This window comes from Pseudomonas sp. CC11G (genome assembly GCF_056174845.1).
This window is the reverse complement of sequence record NZ_JBWBZC010000002.1, coordinates 1-15,255: the sequence shown is the minus strand read 5'-3', so window position 1 is coordinate 15,255 and position 15,255 is coordinate 1. Positions and strand designations below refer to the sequence as shown.

The following is a 15,255-nucleotide window of genomic DNA, read 5'->3' as shown; positions in this document are numbered from 1 at the left end:
AGCATTCTGGACCCCAGCCTTCGCTGGGGTGACGGAAGTTTGATTGACATCACCGTCGCCCCAGCGAAGGCTGGGGCCCAGAATCTTCCGTCTTACGCATCAAGCAACGCCAACGCCTCACGACTCACCTGCTCAACCCGCGCCCAATCCCCCGCCTTCGTCCATGCGCTATCGAGCATCCAACTGCCGCCCACGCACATCACATTCGGCACGGCCATATAGGCCAGAAGATTTTCCGGCTTCACGCCGCCAGTCGGGCAAAACCGCACTTGGTTGAACGGCCCGCCCAACGCTTTCAATGCCGGAATGCCGCCACTGGCTTCGGCTGGAAACAGCTTGAAGCGCCGATAACCCATGCCGTAACCGAGCATCAAATCCGACGCGCCGCCGACACCCGGCAGAAACGGAATGCGGCTGTCCACGGCAAAGCGCAGCAGCTCGGCGGTGCAGCCGGGGCTCACGATAAATTGCGCGCCCGCCTCTTCCGCCGCCTGGTACATCTGCGGGTCGAGAATGGTGCCGGCGCCGATGCACAGGTCTGGGCGTTCTTTACGCAGCACGCGAATGGCGGTCAGGCCATGTTCGGAGCGCAGGGTGATTTCCAGGGTGCGCAAACCGCCGGCGGCCAGGGCATCGGCCATCGGCAGAATCTGGTCTTCGCTGTCGATGGTCACCACCGGGAGGATGCGCGCGGCGCGGCAGATGGCGTCGATCTGCGCGGTTTTTTCTTCCATGCTCGGAATCACGCTGTTGAGAAGTGTCATGTCAGGGGCACCAGTAAATAGTCAGCGGCGAGCGCAGGAAGGCACGAATCGGCATGACCATGGCGTCATCGCCGGCCAGCGCGGTACGCAAGGTCGCCAACTTGGCGGGGCCTTGCACGGCCAGAAAGATCGACCGCGCCGACTGCAGGAGCGGCAGGGTCATAGTGATGCGTTGATGGGGCACAGTCGGCGCCAGCATGGCCAGGCAGCTTTGGGCGCAGTCTTCGCTCAAGGCCAGTGCCAGGTTCGGGCTGTTGGGGAACAGCGAGGCTGTGTGGCCGTCGTCGCCCATGCCCAGCACCAGAACGTCGATGGGCTTGGGCAGTTCGCTCAGGGCCAGATTGGCGCCGGCCACCGAGGCGTCCAGCGTGGCCGGGCTGCGGTACAACCCAATAAAGTGGGCACGCGCCGCTTCGCCGCGCAGCAGGTGGCGTTTCACCAGGGCTTCGTTGCTGTCGGGGTGTTCGGTGGGCACCCAGCGCTCGTCGGCGAGGCTGACCACCACCCGCGCCCAATCGAGCTTATGGGTCGATAGCGCTTCGAGAAACGCGATCGGGCTGCGGCCGCCGGACAAAACCAGACTGGCAAAATCGCGTTCACGCAACGCCGAAGTCAGAGCGTCGGCCACGGCCACCGCCAAGTCAGTGGCTTGCTGTTTTGCCGAGGCTTGGCTCAGGGCCTGCACACCAGCGGGGAATTGCAGTTCAGAGATCGCCATACCAGGACCTCCCATCACGGGTAATCAACGCCATCGCCGCCATTGGTCCCCAGGAACCGGCTGCGTATGGCTTGGGTGGGTCGCCGAGCTGTTTCCAGCCGGCAATCAATTGGTCGCACCACAGCCAGGCGTGCTCGACCTCGTCTTTGCGCACGAACAGGTACTGATTGCCCTGGGTGACTTCCAGCAACAGCCGTTCGTAGGCGTCGGGAATGCGTGCGGCTTTGTAGGTTTCGGAGAAGTTGAGCTGCAACGGACCGCTGCGCAGCTGCATGCCTTTGTCCAGACCTTGGTCTTTGGTCATCACCTGCAGGGAAATGCCCTCGTCCGGTTGCAGGCGGATGATCAGCCGGTTGCTCACCAGCGGCCGCTGTTCGGGGGCAAAGATGTAGTGCGACGACTCTTTGAAGTGGATAACGATCTGCGACAGTTTCTGCGGCATACGCTTGCCGGTACGCAGGTAGAACGGCACGCCGGACCAGCGCCAGTTGCGGATTTCCGCACGCACGGCCACGTAGGTTTCGGTGTCGCTCTGCTGGTTGGCGTTGTCTTCTTCCAGGTAGCCGGGCACCGGTTTGCCAGCGCTGCTGCCGGCCACGTATTGGCCACGCACCACTTCACGGCTCATGTGCTCAGGGGTGATCGGCGCCAGGGCTTTGAGCACTTTCACTTTCTCGTCGCGGATGCTGTCGGCAGACAGGTCGCTCGGCGGGTCCATGGCGATCAGGCAAAGCAGCTGCAGCAGGTGGTTCTGGATCATGTCGCGCAGCTGACCGGCCTGGTCGAAGTAGCCCCAGCGGCCTTCAATGCCGACCACTTCGGCCACGGTAATTTCCACGTGGGAGATGTGGTGCTGGTTCCACTGGGTTTCGAACAGGCTGTTGGCAAAACGCAGGGCAATGAGGTTTTGCACTGTCTCTTTGCCGAGGTAGTGGTCGATCCGATAAATCTGCGACTCGGGGAAATGCGCGGCCACGGCGTCGTTGATTTTGCGCGACGACTCCAGGTCGTGGCCGATGGGTTTTTCCAGCACCACACGGGTTTTCTCGGCCAGGCCACACGCCGCCAGGTTGGCGCAGATGGAGCCGTAGACGAATGCCGGGGTGGCGAAATAGGCGATCAGGGTGTCGGCGTCGCCCACTTCTTTGACCAGCGCGGCGTAGTCCTCGGGCTGGGCGAATTCCATGCTGATGTAGGCCAGGCGCTGACGGAAACGCTCGAGCACTTCGCCGTCCAGGTCCATCACCGGGATATAGCGGTGCATCCAGTCGTCGATAAACGCCAGGTGGGTAGCGGGTTCGCCCTGGTCGCGAGCAAGGCACACGATGCGCGTGTCGGCGTGCAGCAAACCGGCGCGATCGAGCTGATAGAGGGCAGGAAACAGTTTGCGCAGGGCCAGATCGCCAAGGGCGCCAAACAGGATAAGGGTGCAGGGTTTTGCAGTGATCACGGGCATGATATTTGTTCTTTTATCAAGTATTGGAAGAAATACCGCGTTAACCGGACTAAATCAAGCTTAAATGTTGTAAACAAAACAACATTTCGCAGTAATCACCGTCGGCAGTGGCCGTTTGCAGGGCCCCACAGTTAGGATAGGCCGCCCTGCCCGCGCCTCAAGCGCAACGGCTGCATTGGCCCGCAATAACCGAGGAACCCAGATGGAACGCGTGCGTAACCTGTTGGAGCAGATCCAGAGCCGACTCGCCGAGCTGAACAAAGCCGAACGCAAGGTGGCCGAGGCCATTCTGCGCAGTCCGCAACAGGCCACCCGTTTCAGCATCGCCACCCTGGCGCAAGAAGCGCAGGTGAGTGAACCAACGGTCAATCGCTTCTGCCGCTCGTTCGGGGTCAGCGGTTATCCAGAATTGAAAATGCAGCTGGCGCAAAGCCTGGCCAGCGGCGCCGCCTACGTAAGCCGCGCAGTGGAAGCTGACGATGTGCCCGAGGCCTACACACAGAAAATCTTCGGCAGTGCCATTGCCTCGCTCGACAGCGCCTGCCGCCAGCTCGACCCGCTAAAAATCAGCCGCGCCGTCGACTTGCTGATTCAGGCCCGGCAAATCAACTTCTTCGGCCTTGGCGCCTCGGCTTCGGTGGCCCTGGACGCGCAACATAAATTCTTCCGCTTCAACCTCGCGGTTACTGCCCACGCCGACGTGCTGATGCAACGCATGCTCGCCTCGGTGGCGCATACCGGCGATTTGTTCGTGATCATTTCCTACACCGGCCGCACCCGCGAGCTGGTGGAAGTGGCGCGGGTGGCGCGGGAGAACGGCGCGTCAGTGCTGAGCCTGACGGCCGCCAATTCGCCGCTGGCCAAGACCAGCACGCTAAGCCTGGATATTCCGCTGCCCGAGGACACCGACATTTATATGCCGATGACCTCACGCATCATCCAGCTCACCGTGCTCGATGTACTGGCGACCGGGGTGACGTTGCGCCGCGGGGTGGATTTCCAGCCGCATCTGCGCAAGATCAAAGAGAGTTTGAATGCCAGCCGGTATCCGAATGAGGATGATCCGGGCTGATCGTCACAGCTCGACCTTCCACCGTCATCCCCGCGCAGGCGGGGATCCAGACTCTCGAATAAATCTCCGCTCGCCATACCATTCTGGGTCCCCGCCTACGCGGGGACGACGGGAGTTTGGAACGAGTCCTATGTAGGAGCGAGCTTGCTCGCGAACCCTGGGAACGGCGATTTCTGCTAGGTCGCGTCTGGGCTCTTCGCGAGCAAGCTCGCTCCTACTGGAGTTTTGCGTGGAGGCGTAACTCCGCGGTTTCTCCAGGGCCAATGGTGACGCTGTCTTCCCGACAACTCGCCGCCTGCACCGACACAAACCCCAACGCCTCATGCCAGCCCACATCGGCCAGGGGCCTTGCGCCTGGGTGCCACACCACGGTGTTAGCGCCGCCTGACGTATCAATCTGCAATCGCCGACGCCAGAGCTGGTCTTCCAGCTCCACCCGCCCCGCTCGCCTGTATACCCGGTGGCAGCCGTTATCAAAGCGCAGCTCGGCACCGGCCGGGAAATCAGCGCGGGCCACCAGGTCATAACCACCTGCTTCTTCCAGCCCACGCACGGCCACCTGGGCCATATCGCCCACTCGCCAATACCCATGCAGCGCATGGCTAAGCTGGCACGGTTCGCTGTCCTGATGCTGGGTCACCAAGCGCAAACCCAGCTCGGCGCCCAACTCGGCATACAGGTCGACCTGCCATTCACATAAATCCAAACGCCACTGCAGACGCACGCCGCTGGCGTCCGCCTCATGGCTTACCAACTCCCAATCACTCAACCGCGCCCAGCCGTGGGACGGCCAGCCGCTTTCGGTCGGGTGGCGGCTAAACCATGGCCAGCACACCGGCACGCCGCCGCGAATGGCGCCATGTTTTGGCCAGCGCGCGGCGCACCACAGCCAGGGCCGTTGGCCTTTGGGTTGGAAGTGCAGCAACTGCCCGCCCTGGCGGCTGAATACCGCGTCGCAGGTCGGGTGGCTGATAAGAAAGAGGTCGCGCTCCTGATGGCGCGTCCAACTGAAAAGGGGCTTGCCAGCGCCAGCCAGCAGCGCGCTCAGAGGGTTCTCCTCTACTCGCATCTGCTCGCTGGCCGCCACAAGTTCCGGGCGCGGCACGATGGGCCTGACTGTTTTACGACTCATCGACCGCGCTCAGGCATTACTTCCACCAGTACTCGACTTGCACACCGAAGTTGGAGCCGTGCAGATCGGTGCCGAAGGCGCCGGTATCCGACAGCGCCGAACCTGCGGCGACCATGCTGGCCGAACGTTGTGCCGCTTCGTTCCAGCTTGCATAGGTGTAGTACAAACGGAACTCAGGACGAGTGGTGAAGCCCGGGCCCATTGGCGACCAGGTCGGTGCCACGGTGAACTTGGTCAGCTTGCGGGTGCCGCCGGGTGCTTCCACTTGGTCGCGGCCCAGCTCGGTGACGAGCTTGAAGGTGTCGGTAAGCGCATACACCGGACGCACGCCAACGGACAGCCAGTTCTGGTCTTGGCCGTCTTCACGTTTGTCTTTCTCGTACACCACTTCGAACTGGCCACCGAAGTGCTTGGTGATCTGCCAGTCGAAGAATTCCACCGCACGCCAGTTCTTGGCGCTGCTGTCGAGCGAGGTGTCGCCGGTGTAGCCGAGGCCAGTACCTGGACCCTCACCGTATTGCAGGGCGAAGGTGTTCACGCCGCCGAGGAATTCTTTCTGTTTGTGCTGCACGGTGACCGAGTAACCGCTGTGCTTTTCAACGTCGTTGTTGCTTGGCTTGTCGATGTAGCTGACGCCCACCTGCACAGTGCCGTTGGGGTTGGTGTTGAAGCCGTCGACGTTGAAGTCATGACGGTTCACGTACGGCTTCTGGTCGTAGTTGTCCTTGCGGGAGAATACGTAGCTGTACTTGAGATCGCCGATCTGCACCGAGTCCAGGCCAAAACCCGTGGCGCTCTGGTTCCAGTAGTAGAAGTCGGAGATATGGATGTCGTTACGTTTGTAGAAACGTCGACCGGCCCAGAACGAACCGCCGTTGAGTGCGGGCATTTTGCTCCACTCGGCGTAGATCTGGTTGGCACGGGCAAAGCCGTAATCGCCGGTGTATTTCGGGGTTTTGTCGTATTGGTTGTAGAGCTGGCCATGCCCTCGACGCTCAGAATCGAACCGTCATCGAGCGAAAACAGATCCTGACGCAGATCCAACTCGGTGTACTGCTCGCATTCGTTACCAAGACGGTATTTGGATTTGGCACCTTGCAACTGGAAGCATTGCTGGCCGGAACTGTTTACCGACGTGCCCACCCCGTTACGGGTGTAGCCACTGAACTCCAGAGCCTGGGCGGACCAGGGAAACACCACCAGGGCGCACGGCAGTGCCCAGAGACTTTTTTTCATCGCGTTCATATCCACTCCACTCATTTTTATTGTTGTTGCGCTTCGGATAACACCCAGACGGGAGCGGACCAAAACTCAGTGCGTCCCGCGCTGATCGTGGGGCCCAAAGGCCTCCTGCATCGCCCTGCCCTAAGGCAGGCTTACGTATCCATGTGTTGCCCTGGGCGGTGGTTAAAAAAATCCAGCCGGGGCGCTAGCCAAAGACGCCGCGCACCACGACTGAAAAAAACCACGCAAACCCAGCTTGTTGCTCCCTCGCCTTAGCGCGGGATCAAACGCGTTACGCGGCCTGCTGTTTCAGCAGGCTGCGACTTTCCCAACAGCCCCAGGCGCTCTCCGCTCTTAGCGTCGAACAGCAGCACCTTGTCGGGATCGAATTGCAGTTCCAGGGTCTCGCCCACTTTCGGCGCCATGTCTGGCGCCAAGCGGCAGCACACCTTGGTTTGGTTGAGGTTGACGAACACCAGGGTGTCGGGCCGGTCGGCTCGATCACTTCCACTTCGGTGAGAATGCTCGGCAGGTTCACGCCGGCGGACGCCAGGGTGATCTGCTCGGGGCGAATGCCGAGGATCACTTCGCGGTTTTCCAGGCCTTCGTCCTGCATGGCCAGCGGCAGCTCGCAACGGGCCTGGCCGGAGTCAAGCAGCGCCAACAAACGGCCGTCACGGCGTTGCAGACGCAGGGGAATGAAGTTCATCGGCGGCGACCCGATAAAGCTCGCCACGAACAGGTTGGCCGGGTCGTTGTAGATCTGTTGCGGGGTGCCGAATTGCTGAACGATACCGTCCTTCATCACCGCCACTTTGTCGCCGAGCGTCATGGCCTCGATCTGGTCGTGGGTCACGTAGACGGTGGTGGTTTTCAGGCGCTGGTGCATCAGCTTGATTTCGGTGCGCATCTCGACGACGCGCAGCTTGGCGTCGAGGTTCGACAGCGGTTCGTCGAACAGGTAAATCTTCGGCCGCCGCGCCAGGGCTCGGCCCATGGCCACGCGCTGTTGCTGGCCGCCGGAAAGCTGGCCAGGTTTGCGGGTGAGCAGGTTGTTCGATCTGCAGCAGTTTGGCGACGCGCGCACAACTTCTTCTTCGATGGCCGCCGGGCTCATCTTGCGCATCTTCAAACCGAACGCGATGTTCTCGCGCACGTTCATGGTCGGGTACAGGGCGTAGCTCTGAAACCCCATGGCGATGTCACGGTCTTTCGGGCTCATGCCGCTGATGTCGGCGCCATCCACCAGAATCTCGCCGCCGGTGATGTTTTCCAGGCCTGCGATGCAGTTCATCAGGGTCGATTTACCGCAACCCGACGGACCCACCAGGATCAGAAACTCGCCCGACTCGATCTTCAGCTCGATGTCTTTGAGGGTGTCTGGCAAGCCGCTGCGTAGGTCTTTTTGACGTTCTTGAGTTCGAGAGTTGCCATGCTTTACCCCTTGACCGCGCCGCCGTGAGCCCACGCAGGAAATACTTGCCCGCGACGATGTAAACCAGCAGCGTTGGCAGGCCGGCGATCATCGCTGCGGCCATGTCCACGTTGTATTCCTTGGCCCCGGTGCTGGTGTTCACCAGGTTGTTGAGGGCCACGGTGATCGGTTGTGCATCGCCGCTGGCGAACACCACCGAAGAGGAAGTCGTTCCAGATCTGGGTGAATTGCCAGATGAGGCACACATGATGATCGGCACCGACATGGGCAGCAGAATCCGCCCGAAGATGGTGAAGAAGCCCGCGCCATCAAGGCGTGCAGCCTTGACCAGGGCATCTGGAATCGACACGTAAAAGTTGCGGAAGAACAAGGTGGTGAAGGCCATGCCGTACACCACGTGAATCAGCACCAGGCCGGCGGTGGTGTTGGCCAGGCCGAGCTTGCCGAGGGTGAACGAGGCTGGCAGCAGCACGGTCTGGAACGGCAGGAAGCAGCCGAACAGCAACAGACCGAAGAACAGCTCCGAACCCCGGAAGCGCCACATAGACAGCACGTAGCCGTTCATGGCACCGATAAAGGTAGAGATCAGCACGGCCGGCACGGTGATTTTCACCGAGTTCCAGAAGTAGCCGCCGACGATGTCCCAGGCCTTGATCCAGCCGATGCCGTCGACCACTTGCGGCCAGCTCAACAGGTTGCCGGTACGGATGTCGTCGGGGGTTTTGAAGCTGGTCAGCAGCATCACCACCAGCGGAATCAGGTACACCGCTGCCGCGCCGAACAGGGTCACGTAGATCGCGATGCGGCTGAAGCTGATCGAAGACTTGGCGAATGGGCGGGCCATTGGCGTTGCAGCGATAGAGTTAGTCATGGCGCTTGTTCCGCAGCTCGGAGTACAGGTACGCACCAGAATGGTCAGGATCGCGCCCAGCATCAGCATGGCGCTGGCTGAACCGATGCCCATCTGGCCGCGGCTGAAGGTGAAGGAATACATGAACATCGCCGGCAGGTCGGACGAGTAGCCAGGGCCGCCCGCCGTCATTGCCGCCACCAAGTCGAAGCTCTTGATGGAGATGTGCGCGAGGATCATGAAGGCGCTGAAAAATACCGGGCGCAGGCTCGGCAGCACGATGCGCAGGTAGATGGTCGGCAGACTGGCGCCGTCCACCTGGGCGGCACGGATGATCGACTGATCAACGCCGCGCAGACGGCAAGGAACATCGCCATCACAAATCCCGAGGCTTGCCAGACGGCGGCGATTACCAGGCAGTACACCACGCGTTCCTGGTCAACCAGCCAGTCGAGGCGAAAGCCCTCCCAGCCCAGTCGCGCAGCATTTTGTCCAGGCCCAGGCCGGGGTGAGCAGCCATTTCCAGGCGGTACCGGTACGATCATCGAGAGCGCCATCGGGTACAGATAGATGGTGCGGATAAAGCCTTCCTTGCGAATGCGCTGGTCCAGCAGCACCGCCAGAAACACCCCGAGCACCAGGCTGATGGCGATAAACATGCCGCCAAACACCACCAGTTTTTGCTCGCTACCCACCAGCGATCGTTATCCAGCAGGCGCACGTATTGCTGCACGCGACCCACTTGTAGCTGGGCATAAAGCTGGAATTGGTAAGGACAGAATGAACGTCGCAGAGGATGTACGTTCAGGCGGTGGAACAAGTCTTCACGGAACTTGCCGGCCTGCACCAGGTTTTCCAGATTCTGGTGGGTGGCGGCGATGATGCGCACGTCCACTTTCACCGGCGTATGGCCGCCGACGCGGTAGAACTCGCCATCGGCCAATACGCGCAGCAACCGCGTTTGGGTGTCGGCCGGCATATCGCCGATTTCATCGAGGAACAGGGTGCCGCCGTCGGCTTGCTCGAAACGACCGCGACGCTGGTTGGCCGCGCCGGTAAAAGCGCCTTTCTCATGGCCGAACAGCTCGGATTCCATCAGGTCTTTCGGAATCGCCGCCATGTTCAGCGCAATAAATGGCGACGCCGCGCGCGGACTGTGCCGATGCAGGGCGTGGGCAACCAATTCTTTACCGGTGCCCGACTCACCATTAATAAGCACGGTGATGTTCGAGTGGCTCAGGCGGCCGATGGCGCGAAACACTTCCTGCATCGCCGGCGCTTCGCCGATGATTTCCGGAGTGCGGGTCTGCTCAACCGGCACGTGCAGGCCTTGCTGTTCCTGGGCGTGTTGGAAGGCTCGCTTTACCAGCGAAACAGCCTCGTCCACGTCGAAGGGTTTGGGAAGGTATTCAAAGGCGCCGCCCTGATAGGAAGCCACCGCGCTTTCCAGGTCGGAATGGGCGGTCATTATAATCACCGGCAAACGCGGGTAGAGCTCGCGAATGCGCGCCAGCAAGTCCAGGCCACTGGCACCGGGCATGCGGATGTCCGAAATGATCACGTCCGGCTGCTGACGGCTAAGACGGCTGAGCACGCCGTCGGCACTGTCGAAGCTGGTGGTGGTCATGCCTTCTTGCTGCAGGGCTTTTTCCAGTACCCAACGGATGGAACGATCGTCGTCGACAATCCAGACGGTTTCGCTGCGGCTCATGACGAAGTAACTCCTTGTTCCAACGGCAGGAAGATCGAAAACACGGTGTGGCCAGGGTGGCTCTCGCATTCGATCAGCCCCTGATGCTGACTGATGATGTTCTGGGTGATAGCCAAGCCCAGTCCGGTACCGTCCGGACGACCACTGACCATGGGATAGAAAATGGTTTCTTGAAGTTCAGCCGGAATGCCCGGGCCGTTGTCGATGATTTCCACCTTCGCCACCAGGCGGTGGCGGGTGTGGGCAATGGTGAACTGCCGCAAGGTACGGGTACGCAGCATGATGCGGCCCTGGCGGAATTCATTCTGGCCGCCGATGGCTTGCATGGCGTTGCGCACGATATTGAGCACCGCCTGAATCATCTGCTCGCGGTCGATCAATACGTCGGGGATGCTCGGGTCGTAGTCGCGCACCAAGGTGATGCCGCCCTGGCTCTCGGCCTCCACCAGGCTGCTGACCCGCTCCAGTACTTCGTGCACGTTGGTCATTGCCAGCGATGGCAGCTTGTTGGAGCCGAGCATGCGGTCGACCAGATTACGCAGGCGGTCGGCCTCTTCGATGATGACGTTGGTGTAATCCTTGAGGTTTTCGTCTGGCAGTTCTCGGGCCAGCAGCTGTGCGGCGCCGCGAATGCCACCCAGTGGATTCTTTATTTCATGGGCGAGGCCGCGCACCAGCATTTTGGTGGTTTCCTGCTTGGACAGCTGGGCTTCTTCCTTGGTGATGCGCAGCAGGCGATCACGCGGATGAACCTCAAGCAGCAGCAGGGTGGCGCCGCGGTTGAGAATCGGCGTAACCGCATAGTCCACGGTCAGGGTCTGGCCGGTGAGGGCGATCAGCACCGCTTCGCGCTTATTGAAGGGGTGCGCCTCTTCGACAGCCTGGCGCAACGAGGCCAGCGCTTCGGGCGATTCGGTAAACAACTCACTGATGAATTGGCCGTGGCTGCGCTGGCCGCTGACGGCCAGAAGCATTTCCGCCGCGGGGTTCATGTACTCAAGGCGCAGTTCGGCGTTGAGCAGCAGAGTCGCGGTGGTCAGGTTGTCCAGCAGCAGGCGGTGCAGTGCGTCGTTGATGGTCATCTATGGGATCCCGAGAATGGGACTGAAAATGCAAAAAGCAAACCAAAGCCCCGAAAAGACGCGTGATAGCGGCGTAAACAGGGAAATTGGGTCGTTTTGCTGCACCGTCAGCCGCCATGAGCGAACCAAAACAGGGAGAGCATAGAATTTGGTGCGTCACAAAGCACCAATATGGTGCTTTGTGCGTGACGGCTAGACGGTTAGAGGAAGGGGACGAAGGGGATGTCGTCGTCATCGTCTTTGGGTTTGTCCTTGAGCGGGCATTCCGGCCGCACGCCCCAGTCGCCTTTCGAGCAGGGATTGGCTCGGCGCTTACTGTCGAGCGAGGTGCGCACGATATGCACGGGTTGGCTCGGCGTGCGCGCAACGCTGCGCCCTTCGGCGTCGATAATCTCTGCCGCCAACTGGTGGGTGCCACGGTCCAGGTTGGTCAGCGGAATCACCGGGCTGCGCCCGGGTGTGCCAGCCACGGTGCCATCGAGCAGCAAGCGGTAGTTGTGGCCCTCCATCAGTGCCGGGTCGCTGGTCAGCGTGACGATCAGGTCGCCGGACGAGCCTTCCTGCACCGTGGCATCGGGTTCGGGCACCAGAATGCGCAACAGCTGATACGTGGCCAACGGCGCGGGTGCTACTACCGGCACGGGCACCCGTACGGTTGGCGGTGTGGTCTGGTTCATGCCATTGGTGGGGGCGATCTCCACCTTCTTGGCATTGCCCCTCGGTTGGTCGGTAAAGACCCGGTTACCTTCGCTATCAATATAGGTATACACATCGGCCACGGCTGGGAGGCCCAGCAACAGCAGGCAGAGCAGAGCGAATCGCATGGTTTAGTTGGCTGGCCTTGGAGTCGGTTTGGGCGTCGGTTTGATCGGCGGACGGGCTGGGCTGTTGGTGCTGATGCGCTGCGTAGTGAAAGTGACGGTGGCGCTCTGCTGAATCAGGCGATCGCCGCTAAACACCTGCACCGAGAGGCTGTGTTCGCCGCGGTCCACATTGTTGAGGGGGAACTGCAGACTGCTGGTCAGGCCGCCATAGGGCTGGCCGTCGAGCAGCAGCTGCAGGCTGTCGCCGATGCGCAGTTGTGGTTGGATGTTCACGCTCACGGTGAAGCTACCGTCGTTGGCGCGTAGCGCTTCTTCGTCCGGCACATTGGCAATTTCCAGCACGCTGTAGATTTGTTCGGTTGCCGATGGCTCCTGCGAGTTGCCCGGCATGGTGGGTGGAGGTGGCGATTGCACGGTGTTTACCGGCGGCAGGGTGACGGCTTCGGCGTTGGTGCCTTGGGGCGGCTGGTTGGTGAAAACGGTGTTGCCGTTGGCGTCGGTGTACTTGTAGATCTCGGCGCTGGCGGGCAGGGCCAGGGCGGCTAACAGGCAGGTCACGATCAGGCGCATGGCGTGGGTTCCGTGGGGTGTGTGCTTAGCCTTGCACTGCAATGCGGCGCTGGCAAGTTTGTCCGCTTATCGCTGTGCACGAGAACAAGATTGCGGGCAATAAAAAGCGCCTCTGCTGGGAGGCGCTCGGCCATCACGGGCGGCCTTACCTGTTTTTTTCGCTGAGTGGCAGCATCGGCACGCCGGCATAGAACACCAGCAGGTCGGCTGGCTGTTCGCCGGTCATGCGCGGTGAATGATGCCCACCGTTTCCGCCAACGTGTCGCCCTGTTTGAGTAGGCGCCTTTGTCCCGGCTTGCGGGTTTCGACGGTGAGTTCGCCAGCAAGCATATAAGCGGCGTTGGGGATGGGGTGAGTGTGCCAATCAAGCACGGAATTGGGAGGGATATGGATTTTCACCAAGGTCAATTCCGGCGTGCCGCGCGGGTAGCTGGTGTACGGCGTGCCATCCCAGGAGATGGTGGTTTTAAGCAGGACTTGCGATTCGATGCGGGCTTGTCGAGGGTGTGGCTGCAGCGGCAAGCCACAGGCAGCTGAGGGCTGTGGTGGCGATCTGGCGTGGGTTCATGGCGTCGCTCCAACTGTTGGGGGTACAGAGGGAGGAATACGGGTAATCGCTGCTGCGGGCTGTCAGGCAAGGCGCGCTGATGCCGCGCGATGGCGCTTTGTACGGTGTGAAAGGCGGAAATAAAAAAGGCCTCCCGAGGGAGGCCTTCTCAATCACGCCGCTATGAAAGCGAGCGTGTCTGGCTTGGACGCTGTTCTACTTAAACGCTGTAGTACAGGTCGTATTCCAGAGGGTGCACGAAGGTGCGCACTTTGATTTCTTCTTCGCTCTTCAGCTCGATGTAGGCATCGATGAAGTCGTCGCTGAACACGCCGCCTTGGTCAAGAACGCACGGCCCTTGTCCAGTTCTTCCAGAGCTTCTTTCAGGCTGCCGCACACTTGCGGAATCAGCTTGCCTTCTTCTGGAGGCAGGTCGTACAGGTTCTTGTCCGCTGCGTCGCCAGGGTGGATCTTGTTCTGAATACCGTCCAGACCAGCCATCAGCAGAGCTGCGAAGGCCAGGTACGGGTTGGCAGCCGGATCCGGGAAGCGCGCTTCGATGCGGCGAGCTTTCGGCTGGAAACGTACGGGATACGGATGGAAGCGGAACGGTTACGAGCCGAGTAGGCCAGCATTACGGAGCTTCGAAACCTGGGACCAGACGCTTGTAGGAGTTGGTCGACGGGTTGGTGTGAAGCCGTTCAGTGCCTTACCGTGCTTGATGATGCCGCCGATGAAGAACAGAGCGGTATCGGACAGGCCGGCATAGCCTTCGCCGGCGAAGGTGTTCTTGCCGTCTTTACCGATCGACAGGTGAACGTGCATACCCGAACCGTTATCGCCGTACAGCGGCTTAGGCATGAAGGTAGCGGTTTTGCCGTAGGCATCAGCTACGTTGTGTACGCAGTACTTCAGGGTCTGAACTTCGTCAGCCTTGGCTACTAGGGTGTTGAACTTAACGCCGATTTCGTTCTGACCAGCAGTCGCCACTTCGTGGTGGTGAACTTCGATGACCAGGCCCATTTCTTCCATGGCATTACACATGGCAGTACGGATTTCGTGGTCGTGGTCGCATGGCGGAACCGGGAAGTAACCACCTTTAACGCCTGGACGGTGGCCTTTGTTGCCGGTTTCGATGTCAGCGTCGGACATCCAGGAGCCTTGTTCGGAGAGTAGATCTTGAACATGGAGCCGGAGATGTCGGATTTGAATTTTACTTCGTCGAAGATGAAGAATTCTGGTTCCGGGCCAACGAATACGGGTGTCACCGATACGGTGGTCTTAGGTATTCCTCGGCACGCGAAGCGATGGAGCGCGGGTCGCGGTCGTAGCCTTGCATGGTCGATGGTTCGATGATGTGCAAACCAGGATCAGGGTTGGCTGGCTCTCGGTGAACGGGTCGAGCACGGCAGTGCTGTCTACTGGCAGCAGGATCATGTCGGAGGCTTCGATGCCTTTCCAGCCATGGATCGAGGAGCCGTCGAACATTTTGCCGACTTCGAAGAATTCGTCGTCAAGGGCGTCACGGGCCGGCATGGTCACGTGGTGCTGCTTGCCTTTGGTATCGGTGAAGCGCAGGTCAACCCACTCACGTCGTGTTCTTTGATTAGTTGAAGCGCCTTCGACATGGTGTCCTCCAGATGGTGGGGCGTTGTGATTTTTTAGCCCCAAATAAAACGGTGAAGCCGGGCGGCATAGTCCGCCAGGGCAACCTGCCTCACAAGGGAGCAAATTGCATGCCAGTGCCCCGAAGTGGGTTTGATGCACGAAACTCAGGCGTAGCGGGGGCTGCGCGGCAAAAACATAGCGGGCAATGCACCAATATGAGGCTCTGGTTAAATGGCGAGACTCATTTTGGTGCGCCGCCGAT

General features: G+C 60.5%; 12 protein-coding genes and 4 pseudogenes. 1 reads left to right on the top strand and 15 read right to left on the bottom strand.

Annotated features, from left to right (window positions below):
- Window positions 1-92: 92 nt before the first annotated feature.
- Genes AC0V2S_RS04615 through zwf form a run of 3 tightly spaced genes read right to left on the bottom strand, consistent with a single transcriptional unit; the run spans window position 93 to window position 2,938 of the window.
- Window positions 93-764, bottom strand: coding sequence for a bifunctional 4-hydroxy-2-oxoglutarate aldolase/2-dehydro-3-deoxy-phosphogluconate aldolase (locus AC0V2S_RS04615; RefSeq protein ID WP_475508714.1), 672 nt, complete (start codon window positions 762-764; stop codon window positions 93-95).
- A gap of 1 nt (window position 765) precedes the next feature.
- Window positions 766-1,482, bottom strand: a complete 717-nt coding sequence (pgl, locus tag AC0V2S_RS04610) for a 6-phosphogluconolactonase (RefSeq protein WP_475508713.1) — start codon at window positions 1,480-1,482, stop codon at window positions 766-768.
- The gene (gene zwf / locus AC0V2S_RS04605; protein WP_475508712.1) at window positions 1,469-2,938 is read right to left on the bottom strand and encodes a glucose-6-phosphate dehydrogenase; all 1,470 of its coding nucleotides are present in this window, start codon (window positions 2,936-2,938) and stop codon (window positions 1,469-1,471) included. Before zwf ends, pgl begins: the two co-directional genes overlap by 14 nt.
- 211 nt (window positions 2,939-3,149) lie before the next feature.
- Here zwf and AC0V2S_RS04600 point away from each other — a divergent pair, with 211 nt between their 5' ends.
- Window positions 3,150-4,010, top strand: a complete 861-nt coding sequence (locus tag AC0V2S_RS04600) for a MurR/RpiR family transcriptional regulator (RefSeq protein ID WP_475508731.1) — start codon at window positions 3,150-3,152, stop codon at window positions 4,008-4,010.
- A 214-nt stretch (window positions 4,011-4,224) separates the two neighbouring features.
- Here the strand turns inward: AC0V2S_RS04600 and AC0V2S_RS04595 are convergent, their stop codons facing one another.
- From AC0V2S_RS04595 to AC0V2S_RS04540, 12 genes and pseudogenes are all read right to left on the bottom strand, one after another.
- Window positions 4,225-5,079 (bottom strand): D-hexose-6-phosphate mutarotase, encoded by an 855-nt coding sequence (locus AC0V2S_RS04595; protein WP_475508730.1) that lies wholly within the window; start codon window positions 5,077-5,079, stop codon window positions 4,225-4,227.
- Between the two features lie 79 nt (window positions 5,080-5,158).
- Window positions 5,159-6,378 (bottom strand): annotated as a pseudogene (locus AC0V2S_RS04590) (carbohydrate porin).
- Window positions 6,379-6,658: 280 nt separating this feature from the next.
- Window positions 6,659-7,753 (bottom strand): ABC transporter ATP-binding protein, encoded by a 1,095-nt coding sequence (locus AC0V2S_RS04585; protein ID WP_475508711.1) that lies wholly within the window; start codon window positions 7,751-7,753, stop codon window positions 6,659-6,661.
- The gene (locus tag AC0V2S_RS04580; protein WP_475508729.1) at window positions 7,671-8,645 is read right to left on the bottom strand and encodes a carbohydrate ABC transporter permease; all 975 of its coding nucleotides are present in this window, start codon (window positions 8,643-8,645) and stop codon (window positions 7,671-7,673) included. The genes AC0V2S_RS04585 and AC0V2S_RS04580 overlap by 83 nt, the downstream gene beginning before the upstream one ends.
- Before the next feature lie 19 nt (window positions 8,646-8,664).
- Window positions 8,665-9,449 (bottom strand): annotated as a pseudogene (locus AC0V2S_RS04575) (carbohydrate ABC transporter permease).
- A 1-nt stretch (window position 9,450) separates the two neighbouring features.
- Window positions 9,451-10,362: pseudogene (gene ntrC / locus AC0V2S_RS04570) on the bottom strand (nitrogen regulation protein NR(I)); the annotation flags it as partial.
- Complete coding sequence (gene glnL, locus AC0V2S_RS04565) at window positions 10,359-11,444, bottom strand: nitrogen regulation protein NR(II) (protein WP_475508094.1); 1,086 nt, start codon at window positions 11,442-11,444, stop codon at window positions 10,359-10,361. The pseudogene ntrC and the gene glnL, both read right to left, overlap by 4 nt.
- A gap of 200 nt (window positions 11,445-11,644) precedes the next feature.
- Window positions 11,645-12,268 carry a DUF4124 domain-containing protein gene (locus tag AC0V2S_RS04560; protein ID WP_475508095.1) on the bottom strand — a complete coding sequence of 208 codons (624 nt, stop codon included), beginning with the start codon at window positions 12,266-12,268 and terminating at the stop codon, window positions 11,645-11,647.
- Window positions 12,269-12,271: 3 nt separating this feature from the next.
- A complete protein-coding gene (locus tag AC0V2S_RS04555; protein ID WP_475508096.1) occupies window positions 12,272-12,838 on the bottom strand; it encodes a DUF4124 domain-containing protein in 567 nt (188 codons plus the stop codon).
- 222 nt (window positions 12,839-13,060) lie between these two features.
- Window positions 13,061-13,360, bottom strand: a complete 300-nt coding sequence (locus AC0V2S_RS04550) for a cupin domain-containing protein (protein ID WP_475508710.1) — start codon at window positions 13,358-13,360, stop codon at window positions 13,061-13,063.
- A gap of 316 nt (window positions 13,361-13,676) precedes the next feature.
- Window positions 13,677-14,537 (bottom strand): annotated as a pseudogene (locus tag AC0V2S_RS04545) (glutamine synthetase family protein).
- Between the two features lie 129 nt (window positions 14,538-14,666).
- On the bottom strand, window positions 14,667-15,255 hold a 589-nt coding region (locus AC0V2S_RS04540; protein ID WP_475508709.1), incomplete at its 5' end, for a glutamine synthetase.